Raw genomic sequence first — 11,588 nt, 5'->3', positions numbered from 1 at the left:
ACAAAGCGCAACGCGATGGCTACCGAGCTTGGCTTGAGTGGCAGCAGTGTTGAGTGGCGTTTGCCCAAAGAAGAGATTCGATGGGGGTATAGCTCAGCTGGGAGAGCGCTTGCATGGCATGCAAGAGGTCAGCGGTTCGATCCCGCTTACCTCCACCAAATTCAAATGAATGGGTGGCGCGCAGTTCAAGAATGAAGGTTTAGTCCCCTTCGTCTAGAGGCCTAGGACACGACCCTTTCACGGTTGTAACAGGGGTTCGAATCCCCTAGGGGACGCCAAGTTTGACAAGGCTTGGCAGTTTGTTGAAAAACAGATTGCAAACTTGTTAAATATTGTGGTTATAATACGCTGCAATATTTGGAGTGGTAGTTCAGTTGGTTAGAATACCGGCCTGTCACGCCGGGGGTCGCGGGTTCGAGCCCCGTCCACTCCGCCAACAATTTGTATGCAGTTAACAAATACTGTGTATAATATATATAGCTTGAACGGCGCGCCGTTATTGAGCCAGGCTCAATGGGGGTATAGCTCAGCTGGGAGAGCGCTTGCATGGCATGCAAGAGGTCAGCGGTTCGATCCCGCTTACCTCCACCAAATTTCTTTTGAAATGGTGGCGCGCGGTTCAAGATAGAAGGTTTAGTCCCCTTCGTCTAGAGGCCTAGGACACGACCCTTTCACGGTTGTAACAGGGGTTCGAATCCCCTAGGGGACGCCAAGTTTGACAAGGCTTGAGGGCATTGCTCTGAAACTTGTTCTGTGCCGCCTCGCACGAGGCGGCATCAGGAGTGGTAGTTCAGTTGGTTAGAATACCGGCCTGTCACGCCGGGGGTCGCGGGTTCGAGCCCCGTCCACTCCGCCAAATTCAAAGCCCTGGTTGCAATGCAGCCAGGGCTTTTTCTTTTGTCCCTGCGATCTTGCTGTGCGGTGTTGCCTGGCTTCTGCAGGCTGGTTCATCGGCATTTCAGGCCGGCACGATTTTTGCCGTTGCTGTCAACTAGGAGCTGCTGTGGCAAATCATCGCAGGAAGGGTATGGTCGGGGAATATCGATCGTACGGAAGAAAATATTGCTGGCGAACGCAATGGGGGCAGTTTCTTCTGCCTCGCGTGGAGTGGGGTGTGGCCTCCGCGACCAGGAGCCGTCAATAATCCTTCACGGTTCGCCGCTAATCTTGCATACGATTTCATCGTGACATTTTCCATAATCATTGGGGTGCGGTGAAACAAAAGGTATCGGCGCGCCCTTGTGAACTACCGCACCAACTCAGGGGGCGCCCCTCCAAACAGGGGGCTTTCATCGAAGGGGCCTGGAGGCATGATGCACCGCACTGCAAGTCCGGCGGAGTCCTGATGGCGCAGAAGGCCATTGGGGCAGCCCGTTTGATCGGGAAGCGTGTTTGGGGATTGGCATGATCAGAATTTTTAACCACTACCTTCATCGGCGCACGCTGATGCAAGTTGCGCTCGACCTGGGCCTGATCTTCCTGGCAACGATGCTTGTCGTGATGGCAAAAGGGGATTCGGCCGATGCGCTCATTCCTTTCGCCGCTTCGCAGGGCCTGTCTTTGGCAGGCTTCATGTTTGTCATCAATTCCGCTTCTGGCCTGTATCAGCACACGCATAACCGCTCGCTGACGCAGTCTTGCGCCCGAGCACTGCTGGCTACCCTGGTGGCGCTGCCTCTGGCTTATGGCTTCTCGCGCCTGGTACCGGCTTCCATTCCCCATCGTGACCTGCTGGTGCTGGCGGCCATGGCTGCCATCGCTGCCGTGATGGTGCATCGCGTCTATGCCGCGCATTCTTCGGTCCATGCGCGCTCGCGCACCAAGATCCTGATCTTCGGTGCCGGCCCCGTGGCGAAGTCTGTTGGGGCCACACTGAACTCCGCCGATCCACATGCGGAGATCGTGGGTTATTTCGCCGGTCCCAATGAGACCGAGACGGCTGTGGCTCATGCACACATCATCCAGCCGCAAGGCACCCTGACTGAAACGGCGCTGCGCTTGGGCGTCGATGAGATCGTCGTGGCCCTGAGCGAGCGTCGCGGCGGCAGCATGCCGCTGCGTGAACTGCTGGACTGCAAGATCTACGGCGTGCGCGTCGTGGACATCGCAACCCACTTCGAGAAGACGCTGGCCCAGATCAAGATCAGCCATGTGAATGCGGGCTGGCTCATCTTCGGTGACGGCTTCAACCAAGGCATGTTCCGGACCTTCGTGAAGCGCAGCTTCGACCTGCTGTTCTCGGGTCTGCTGTTGGTCTTGAGCAGCCCCATCATGCTGCTGGCGGCGTTGGCCGTCCGACTGGAATCGCGCGGCCCGATCTTCTACAAGCAGGAACGCGTGGGGCTGAACGGCACGACCTTCGAGGTGGTGAAGTTCCGCAGCATGCGCACTGACGCCGAGAAAGACGGCAAGCCGCGCTTTGCCAGCAAGAACGACGACCGCGTGACACGCGTGGGCCGCTTTATCCGTCGTGTCCGGATCGATGAACTGCCGCAGCTGTTCAATGTACTGCGCGGCGAGATGAGCCTGGTCGGTCCGCGACCCGAGCGTCCCTTCTTCGTAGATGACTTGACTACCAAGGTGCCGTACTACGCCGTCCGTCACAGCGTTAAGCCAGGCGTGACCGGTTGGGCCCAGGTGCGCTACGAGTACGGGTCTACGCTGGAAGACTCCGTCGAGAAGCTGCAATACGATCTGTACTATGTCAAGAACCACACGCTGTTCCTGGATCTGCTGATCCTGCTGGAAACCGTTGCAGTGGTCCTGACAGGCAAGGGAGCTCGCTGAGCCGCGCTCCGTCACGTGGGTGGCGCGGCCCTGCCGCGGCGCTGTTCATACATTGATGCACATCGCTGATGTCATTTGATCTGGGCGTGGCCGGCTTTCTGCTGGCCTTGCTTTTTTATGGGGCGTTTGCAGTCGCCTATGGCCTGCAGCTCAGGCGACTGCAGGGAGAGCAGCGCCGTGGCGCCTGGTTCTTCTGGGCGGGCCTGCTGTTCAGCGCTGCCTGGGCTGCCGCGGGACTGCTCCAGGAGCTGCAGACCCGCGATGGCATCCTGCAGGCCCTGCCTCCCTTGCTTGACGCCGCCCGCTACCTGGCCTGGCTGGGCTTCATGCGCTGGCTTCTGCAGGAAGGGCGGAACTTGGACGACAGGCGTCTGATCCATCGCAGCGCGCAATGGCTCGCCCTGGCCCTGCTGCTGGGCAAGGCCGTGTTGGAAGGGCTGCCCCAGTTGCTTCCCGCCCCGCGGGCCGTGCTGAACCATTGGGCCGCCTTTGATTGCCTGGCGCTGGCCGTACTCGGCTTGGTGCTGGTCGAGCAGCTGCACCAGAACGTCCAAGCCAGCGCGCGCTGGAATGCCAAGCCGGTCTGCATTGCGCTGGGCGTGATCTTCGCCTTCGATCTCTATCTGTATTCGCAGATGGCGCTGTTCAGGGAGTCCGACCTGGACGCCGTGAGCATTCGCGCCGGCGTGCACGCCATTGCGGTTCCTCTGCTTTTTGTCGCGGCTAGAAGGCACAAGGATTGGATCGCCAAGCTGCACGTGTCACGGGCTGCGGTTTTCCATTCGGCGACGCTGATACTCAGCGGCCTGTACCTCCTGTCGGTCTCGGCCGTGGGGTACTACCTGCGCTACACCGGCGGCGGATGGGGCCGTGCCCTGCAGATCGGCTTGCTGGTCCTGTCTTTGGTCGGATTGCTGCTGCTGTTCTTCTCCGGGGCCCTGCGCGCCAAGCTGCGCGTCTACATCAGCAAGAACTTCTTCAGCTACCGGTACGACTACCGCGAGGAATGGCTGCGCTTCACGGCGATGCTGTCCTCCCAGAACTCGCCGGAGGCATTGGGGCAATCCATCATCGAGGGCCTCGCCAACCTGGTCGAGAGCCTGGGCGGATCCTTGTGGCTGCCCTCGCAGACCCAGGGGGGCTTTGTGCAAGCAGTGCGCCACAATGCGGTCCGCAGCCCGCTGGTTATTCCCGAGCAGGACGAGTTCGCACAGTTTCTGTCCGGCACCGGATGGATTCTGGATCTGGACCAGCAGCGTGCCGGCGGCGCCGAGATGGGCAAGCAGTGGGTCCGGGTGCCCCAGGCTCTGCTGGACGAGCCCAGGCACTGGCTGATCGTGCCCTTGCTTGCCGGCCCGCGCCTGATTGCCTTCGTGGTGCTCGAACGCTCGCGTGCCAGCCTGGATGTGAACTGGGAGGTTCGCGATCTGCTCAAGACAGCGAGTGCCCAGGCGGCCGGCTTTCTCGCCCAGGTCCAGGCGGCCGAGGCCCTGCTGGAGGCTCGCAAGTTCGACGCTTTCCACAAGATGTCCGCCTTCGTGGTCCATGACCTCAAGAACATCGTCACCCAGCTGTCGCTGATGATGAAGAACGCGCAGAAGCATCGTGACAACCCCGAGTTCCAGGACGACATGCTGGCCACGGTCGAGAACTCGCTGGAGAAGATGCGCCAGTTGCTGATGCAGCTCCGCGATGGCCAGCGACCCCTCGGTGCTCAGGGCGGCGTGGAACTGCAGGCCTTGCTTCGACGCCTGCAGGCACAGGCCGCAAAGAAAGGGCGTTCGCTGGAGCTTGGCGAGCTGGAGTCCATCCAGTGTCGAGGCCAGGAGGACCGCGTCGAACGCGTGTTAGGCCATGCCGTGCAGAATGCGCTGGACGCGACCCCGCCCGAAGGCAGGGTATGGGCGAGCCTGCATCGTCATGGCAGCAATGCCGTGGTCACCGTGAACGACACAGGCGTGGGCATGAGCGAGGACTTCATCCAGACCAAGCTCTTCCGGCCCTTCCAGACGACCAAGGAGACAGGCATGGGCATCGGCGCCTTCGAAAGTTTCCAGTATGTCCAGGAATTGGGGGGCAAGATCGAGGTGGCAAGTGTGGTGGGCGAGGGCACACGCCTCACAATCAGCCTGCCGCTGCTTTTGACACAGGAAGGCCAAGGCTTGGGGATGGTGGATGCTGCATGAGTAACGAGAACACACGTCAGCTGCTGATCGTCGAGGACGATCTTGCCTTGCAGAAGCAACTCAAATGGTCGCTGGATGGTTTCGACGCCGTACTGGCCAGCGACGCCGCCAGCGCGGTGCAGCAGTTCCGGCGTCACCAGCCGGCCGTGGTCACGATGGACCTGGGGCTCCCCCCGGACCAGGACTCGGTCAGCGAAGGCTTCAAGCTGCTGGAGCGCCTCCTGGAGCTGGATCCTGCTGCCAAGGTGATCGTGCTGACCGGACAGAACGACCATGCCAATGCACTGCGCGCCATCCGCTTGGGCGCTTATGACTTCCTGTCCAAGCCGGTGGATCCCGATGTGCTGTCCCTGACGGTGGAGCGTGCCTTCCGCCTGCATGAGCTGCAGGAGGAAAACCGGCGTCTTCAGCGCGAGCAGCAGCACGATGCCCTGGGCGGCCTGCTGACCCGGGATCCTCAGATGGTGAAGATCTGCCGCATGGTCGAGCGGGTGGCCCCCAGTGATGCAACCGTACTGATCCTCGGCGAAAGTGGCACCGGCAAGGAGGTGCTGGCCCAAGGGCTGCATGCTGCCTCGCGCCGCAGCGGCAAGTTCGTGGCTATCAACTGTGCGGCCATTCCTGAGGCACTGCTAGAGAGCGAGTTGTTCGGTTACGAGAAGGGCGCCTTCACCGGGGCAACCAAGACCACCGTCGGCAAGATTGAGACTGCCAGTGGCGGCACCCTCATGCTGGATGAAATTGGCGATCTGCCCATGGCACTTCAAGCCAAGCTCCTTCGATTCCTCCAGGAGCGCAGCATCGAGCGTCTGGGCGGGCGGGGCGAGATTGCGGTGGATGTGCGCGTGGTAGGCGCCACGCACCAAGACCTCCAGGCGCTGATCGCCGAGGGGCGTTTCCGCGAGGACCTTTATTACCGCCTGGCAGAGATCGTGGTCGAGGTGCCGCCTTTGCGCGAACGGCTGGGCGACGCCGTACTGCTCGCGCATGCCTTCGTGAAGCGCTTTGCTTCGGAGCTCCGGCGTCCCGGCTTGAGCCTGGGCGAGGATGCGCAGTCCGTCATCGAGCGCTGGAAGTGGCCGGGTAACGTCCGCGAACTGCAGAACGTGATCAAGCGCGCCGTGATCATGGCCGAGCATGAGCGCATCGCGGCCGCGGACCTGTCCATCCGCGGGGCGGTGGATGACGGTGCGCAGCCCGTCAATCCAGAGTTGGATCTGCGGCAGGTGCGTGAGCGAGCCGAGCGGGAGGCTGTGGTCAAGGCGCTCGCGCGAACGGACGGCAATATCGTCCGCGCCGCTGAGCTGCTGGGTGTCAGCCGCCCCACGCTGTACGATTTGATGAACCGCTTACAGTTGAAATGAGCGGCCAGAGACCGCGCTAAAGGAGGCAGCTTTGCTGGCATTTTCCAGAACGATTCTTGCCGCAGGCCTGGCGGCAGCCCTGCTCGGCGGCTGTGGCAGCAAGACGCCGGAGCAGCACCTCACCGCCGCCAAGGCCATGCTCGCCAAAAACGACGGCAAGAGTGCCGCGATCGAACTCAAGAGCGCACTGCAGGGTGATCCCTCCATGGCTGAGGCCAGGTTCCTCCTTGGCACCACCTTGTTGGCCCAGGGCGACCCCATCAGCGCCCGGATCGAGCTCGAGAAGGCGCGCGAGCTGGGCTATCCGGCCGACCAACTGGTGCCACCGCTGGCCCGGGTCCTCTTCATCTATGGCGAGTTCGAGAAGGTCATCAGCGAGTTTTCCCGAACGCAATTGGATGCACCGGCCGCCCAGGCCGACTTGATGACCACCCTGGCCGAATCGGCCTTGCTGCTGCGGCGCAAGGAATATGCAGAGCGCTTCATCCAGTCGGCCTTGAGTCTTGATGCCCAGCAGCCGCGGACCCTCCTCGTGGCCGCCAATGTTGCGGGCTATAGCGGCGACTATGAGACGGCATTGCAGCGTGTGTCCCAGGTGCTGGCGGACGAACCCAAGAATGCCAAGGCCTGGCTGGCGAAAGCGGAGTTCCTGCGCTTTGGCCTGGGGCGTGACTCTGAATCCGTGGCGGCCTATGAGCAGGCGCTTTCCCTGGATCCGAAGTCCGTCGGCGCCAATGTAGGCTTATCGACGTTCCGGCTCACCAAGGGCGAGTTGGATGCCGCGCGCAAGCAGGTCGAGCTGATGCGCAAGGCCTTGCCCAACCATCCCCAGACCCGCTTTGTTGCGGCACTCGTGGCCCTGGAGGCCGGCGACCTCAAGCAGGCCAACGAGGAATCCCAGGCCATGCTGAAGCTGGGGCCCGAGGATGCACGTTTCCTGCATCTGGCCGGCGCCATCGCTGCGCAGTCGGGTGCGCTGCTCGTGGCCGAGAAGTATCTCAGCCAGTCACTGAACCAGTCGGCAGACAACCCCTCCGCACGCTTGCTGCTGGCCCACACCTTGCTCAAGGCGGGTGAGGCGGGCAAGGCCCTCGGCGCGCTGCAGCCCCTGATGGAGCAGCAGGGCCGCAGCCATGCGGCCATGGCACTGGCCGGGCAGGCCTACCTGATGCAAGGGGAGACCGGCAAGGCCGTGGAAGCCTTCCGCAAAGCCGTTGATCTGGACCCCAAGGACGTCCGCAGCAAGACCGCCCTGGCCGTCGTGGACCTGGAGAAGGGCCGCATCGACGAAGGCCTGGGGGCTTTGAAGGGTCTGGCCGCCACTGACGCCACCGGCTACACCGCGGATCTGGCGCTGATCAGCGCCTTGCTGAGCCGGGGCGATGCTGCCGGCGCGCTGCAGGCCATTGCCCAGCTGCAGCAGAAGCAGCCCAAGCTGGCTGATGCGCCCTACCTGAGAGGGAGCATCCAGATGCGGGCCAAGCAGCTCCCTGAGGCCCGGGCTTCATTCGAGCAGGCGCTGCAGCTGGCGCCGGGCCACTTCCAGGCTGCCGTTGCACTGGCCATGCTTGATGTCGATGCAGGGCATATCGCCGATGCCATCAAGCGCTTTGACGCCATGGTGGAGAAGGACCCCCGCAATGCCCGCGCCCGCATGGCCGCCATCGAGCTGCGCGTCCGGGCCGGTGCCAGCGCCAGCGAGTACGAGCAGCTGCTGCAGGGGGCCATCAAGGCAACACCTGATGCGGCGGAGCCGCGGCTGGCATTGATCCGGCACCGCATGGCGCAAGGCGAAGTCAAGCAGGGCCTGCAGGCCGCGCAAGAGGGCCTCAGCGCCATTCCTGACAGTGCCGAGATGCTGCTGGCCCTGGGCCAGGTGCAGGCGCTCAGCGGCGACGTCAACCAGGCTGTCAGCACCTTGAACAAGCTGGTGGCCAAGATGCCCAACTCTCCGGACCCCTACCTGCGTATGGCCGAGGTCCATGCACAGGTCAAGGATCTGGCCGCTGCCGCCCAGGACCTGCGCCGAGCCATGGTACTGGCGCCTCGCAATGTCGAGGTCGTGGGCAAGTTGGTGGCTGTTCAAGTGGCGCTGGGCAAATTTTCCGATGCGCGGGCAGCCCTGAAGGACATGGAGGTGGCGGGCGTGGCCAAACCCGTGATTCTTGCGGCCAACGGCGACGTGGCCTATGCCCAGAAGGCCTGGCCCGAGGCGGCGCGCCAATACCGGGCCGCCCTGGACCTCCAGCGCGATGATGTGACGCTGGCCATCAAGCTGCACAGCGTGCTGCTCAATGCGGGCCAGTCGGCAGACGCTGCGCGGCTGGCTTCCGGCTGGATGGCGGCCCACGCACAGGATGCCCATTTCCTCAGCCACCTGGCCACCCGGGCATTGCAGGCGGGCAAGCTGCCCGAGGCGGAGTCCTTGTACAGGCAAGTGCTTGCGATCGAGCCCCGTCACTCGGCGGCATTGAACAACCTGGCATGGATCCTGATGAAGACAGGTAAGCCAGGAGCCTTGGAGTTTGCCCAGCGCGCCGTTCAGGTGCGCGACGATGTGGATGACTATTGGGATACCCTGGCCATGGTCTATCTGGCGGGCAAGGAGCCTGCCCGTGCCTTGGAGGCCTTGCGCAAGGCCGTTCAGCTGAATCCGGCAGCTCACGCGTCACGGGTACATTTGGCTCAGGCTCTGCTTGACATGGGTGACAAGCGTGGCGCCAAGGCGGAGCTGCTCAAACTGGATGCGGTGCAGCTGTCAGGCGAGCTCAAGCGGCTCAAGGACGAGCTGCAACGTCAACTCTGAAATAGCGAAGCGGCGGGCAAGAGTAGATCGCGCTCCTGGCGGCCTTCTTGCAGTAAGCTGCATCAGCCTCAGGCCTCGACGAGGCTTGGCAGGGAGGTACGTTCATGGCCGCCATCAAGCGATCAAGTCTGCGCAAACGTCTGCATACAGGCCTGCGTGCCTTGTTCGCCGGACTGCCCTGGGACTGGAGATTTGCGATCTATCGCCGCATGGTGGATTGCGACCCGCAGCCGGACGCCCGGCTGCAACTGAAGATTGCCGAAACCCAGGAAGAGTTGGAAGCCTGCTTCCGCATTCTTCATGATGCCTATGTGGCTGCCGGCTTCATGAAGCCAGACCCCTCCGGCATGCGCATCACGATCTATCACGCGCTCCCGACCACCACCACCATTTGCGCAAAGTGGGACGGTCGGGTCGTGGGGACGATCTCCATGATTCGCGAGGGGGTCTTTGGGTTCCCGCTTCAAAGCGTGTTCGATCTTGCCGGGGTTCGGCGCAAGCGCGGCAACATCGCCGAGATTTCTGCACTTGCCGTGCACCCGGATTTCCGCAAAACCGGTGGGGCGGTGCTGTTCCCCCTCATGAAATTCATGCACCAGTACTGCACCGAGTATTTCGATACCCGGCATCTGGTCATTGCGGTCAATCCTGACAAGATCGAACTGTACGAAGCCCTGCTGTTCTTCGAGCGCCTGCAGGCTCACACCGTCGATGCCTATGATTTTGCGAACGGTGCTCCGGCGGTGGGAGCGACTCTGGACCTCAGCCAATCGGAAGCACTGTTTCGGGCGGTGTACCAGTTCCGACCACCGCGCAAGAACCTCCACCACTTCTTCTACCGCCAGTCGCTGGACAACATCTTGCTACCCAGCCGGCGCTATTTCACGACCAACGATCCGGTGCTGACGCCCGCATTGCTGGACCATTTTTTCAATACGCGCAGTCCTGTCCTGCAAAACCTGGACGACCGCAAGAAGGCTTTGCTCTGGTCCATCTACAACACCGCTGAGTACCGCCAGGTGCTGCCCATGCTGGCCGGGCAGGCGCTTGAGCATCACCCGCTCCGACAGCATCAGCGGTATTCGATTCGTTGCCCTGCGGAAATGCGACTGGTGTCCGCCACCGGCGAGCGCGTCTGTGTGTTGGACATCATCGAGATCTCCGCGGCCGGCTTCCAGGCTCGTTGCGGAAATGACTTACCCCTGGAGGCTGTCGGGGATGTGGTGGTCGATCTGGGCGAACATGAGCGCGCCAGGTTGCGAGCGCAGGTTGTGCGCAAGCGCGAAGGAGAACAAGGACGCTTCTTCGGTTTCAAACTGGTGGACGAAGCCGATGCGCCCTGGCGCAACTGCGTAGCTGCCTTCGAAACCGGGCAGACGCATCGGGACTTGTGAATTGTCCGGAACCCTTGCCCCCACAAACGGGGCAGGGCTTGCTCGCGGCACAACCTTGTGTTGCGTGTTAGCAGGGCGCTGCTGAGTCGTGGCACCGCGTGCCGGGTGCCTGTTGGCCGGTGTAGACAGTGGTGCACACGGGCCTGTGGAGTTCAGCGGCTGAACGTCAATGAAAAAGGGGTGCCATCGGCACCCCTTTTCTTGGTCAGCGAAGCTGATTACTTCTTGGCGCTGCGACGACGAGCCACGCCCAGACCCAGCAGAGCGACGCCAGCCAGGGCGATGCTTGCGGGCTCGGGGATGTCACGCACCAGGTAGGCATCGCCACCGGAAGCCACGGTCACCTTGGAGCAAACCTTGGTGGCGTCGAAGGAGCAAGCGCCGGTGCCCAGGAAGCCCGTGGTGTTGTTGTTGGTCACGGCTTGGAACAGCACCTTGCCCATGGCCATATCAGCAGCCAGGTTGTTGCCCAGGCTGTCCTTGATAGCGAAGCTGGGGTTCAGCGTGTTCAGCACCATGGCCAGCAGGGTGGAGTCGCCGTTGAAGCCACCGATCACGGCGGTCGACGAGGCGTTGCCGCCCAGGCCGACGATGGAGCCGGAAGCGTAGGCACCACCGAGGCCGGACATCATGAAGGTGCCCGACGTGAACTGGTACTTGAAGCCGCCGCCCGGGTTCAGAGCCACGACCTTGCCGGCCACGTTCGAGAACGAGATGGTCAGCATGTCGCCCAGCATGCTGGGAGCACCAAAGTCACCGCCGCCGGTCACGTTTTCCTTGGTATAGGTCAGCGAGTAGATCGAGCCGGTTTCCGTGAACTTGGCGCCCACGAAAGCCTGACCCAGGCCGTTCACCTGCTGCTCAACCACGGCGGTGCCGCTGGTCAGATTCAGGCGACCGATGTTGGGGGTGCTGGTGGTGGGCGTCTGCAGCTGCCAGCCATCCAGCACCACATAGCCTGCGGAAGCCGAGGCACTGGCTGCGACCAGGGCTGCAGCGGCTGCGGTGCGCACAAAGTGCTTGAAGTTCATATTTCTCTCCATTCCTTGTT

The 11,588-nt window shown here is 62.3% G+C and carries 6 protein-coding genes and 6 tRNA genes; 11 read left to right on the top strand and 1 reads right to left on the bottom strand.

From position 1 onward, the window contains the following. The first annotated feature begins 82 nt into the window (after positions 1-82). From H5407_RS10510 to H5407_RS10460, 11 genes are all read left to right on the top strand, one after another. Positions 83-158 (top strand) — tRNA-Ala (locus H5407_RS10510). Positions 159-202: 44 nt separating this feature from the next. Beyond that, positions 203-278, top strand: a tRNA-Glu gene (locus H5407_RS10505). A gap of 81 nt (positions 279-359) precedes the next feature. After that, positions 360-436: transfer RNA gene (locus tag H5407_RS10500), tRNA-Asp, on the top strand. A gap of 79 nt (positions 437-515) precedes the next feature. After that, positions 516-591: transfer RNA gene (locus tag H5407_RS10495), tRNA-Ala, on the top strand. Positions 592-636: 45 nt separating this feature from the next. Further along, positions 637-712 (top strand) — tRNA-Glu (locus H5407_RS10490). A gap of 67 nt (positions 713-779) precedes the next feature. After that, a tRNA-Asp gene (locus tag H5407_RS10485) sits at positions 780-856 on the top strand. A gap of 548 nt (positions 857-1,404) precedes the next feature. Next, positions 1,405-2,787 carry a TIGR03013 family XrtA/PEP-CTERM system glycosyltransferase gene (locus H5407_RS10480; protein WP_183104391.1) on the top strand — a complete coding sequence of 461 codons (1,383 nt, stop codon included), beginning with the start codon at positions 1,405-1,407 and terminating at the stop codon, positions 2,785-2,787. Positions 2,788-2,855: 68 nt separating this feature from the next. After that, a complete protein-coding gene (gene prsK / locus H5407_RS10475; protein ID WP_183104390.1) occupies positions 2,856-4,973 on the top strand; it encodes an XrtA/PEP-CTERM system histidine kinase PrsK in 2,118 nt (705 codons plus the stop codon). After that, positions 4,970-6,337: a PEP-CTERM-box response regulator transcription factor gene (prsR, locus tag H5407_RS10470; protein WP_183104389.1), complete on the top strand. Its 1,368-nt coding sequence runs from the start codon at positions 4,970-4,972 to the stop codon at positions 6,335-6,337. The genes prsK and prsR overlap by 4 nt, the downstream gene beginning before the upstream one ends. A gap of 31 nt (positions 6,338-6,368) precedes the next feature. Then, complete coding sequence (prsT, locus tag H5407_RS10465) at positions 6,369-9,143, top strand: XrtA/PEP-CTERM system TPR-repeat protein PrsT (RefSeq protein ID WP_183104388.1); 2,775 nt, start codon at positions 6,369-6,371, stop codon at positions 9,141-9,143. Between the two features lie 104 nt (positions 9,144-9,247). Then, a complete protein-coding gene (locus tag H5407_RS10460) occupies positions 9,248-10,537 on the top strand; it encodes a GNAT family N-acetyltransferase (RefSeq protein ID WP_183104387.1) in 1,290 nt (429 codons plus the stop codon). Between the two features lie 218 nt (positions 10,538-10,755). On the opposite strand, the gene H5407_RS10455 is transcribed toward H5407_RS10460, so the two are convergent. Then, the gene (locus H5407_RS10455) at positions 10,756-11,568 is read right to left on the bottom strand and encodes a PEP-CTERM sorting domain-containing protein (protein WP_183104386.1); all 813 of its coding nucleotides are present in this window, start codon (positions 11,566-11,568) and stop codon (positions 10,756-10,758) included. Between the last annotated feature and the right edge of the window lie 20 nt (positions 11,569-11,588).

The sequence above is a fragment of the Mitsuaria sp. WAJ17 genome (assembly GCF_014174515.1).
Classification (GTDB): domain Bacteria; phylum Pseudomonadota; class Gammaproteobacteria; order Burkholderiales; family Burkholderiaceae_C; genus Roseateles_B.
This window is presented reverse-complemented; position numbering and strand designations above follow the sequence as displayed.